This window comes from Buchnera aphidicola (Pemphigus obesinymphae) (assembly GCF_026122815.1).
GTDB lineage: Bacteria > Pseudomonadota > Gammaproteobacteria > Enterobacterales > Enterobacteriaceae > Buchnera_C > Buchnera_C aphidicola_BJ.
Map to the genome: position 1 here is coordinate 1 of NZ_JAIWQW010000138.1, position 283 is coordinate 283.

Here is a 283-nt window from a genome sequence, read left to right on the forward strand (position 1 = left end):
GGGTTCTTTAATGGCTAAAATTTATGTTGATGGTGAAAAATATAATGTAGATGCATCAGATAATTTATTACAAGCATGTTTATCTTTGGGTATTAATATTCCTTATTTTTGTTGGCATCCAATGTTAGGTAGTGTTGGATCATGTCGTCAATGTGCAGTTACAAAATACGATACTTTGCGTTCAGAAAAAGGAAATCTGATCATATCTTGTATGACTCCTGTATTAGATGGAACAATTATTTCTACTAAAGATATTGAATCAATAACTTTTCGGAAGGGAATA

Annotated in this window: 1 protein-coding gene; it reads left to right on the forward strand. The window is 30.7% G+C overall.

The annotated features are described in order from the left end of the window. Positions 1 to 10 precede the first annotated feature (10 nt). On the forward strand, positions 11 to 283 hold a 273-nt coding region (locus LDP10_RS03465; RefSeq protein WP_265197306.1), incomplete at its 3' end, for a 2Fe-2S iron-sulfur cluster-binding protein.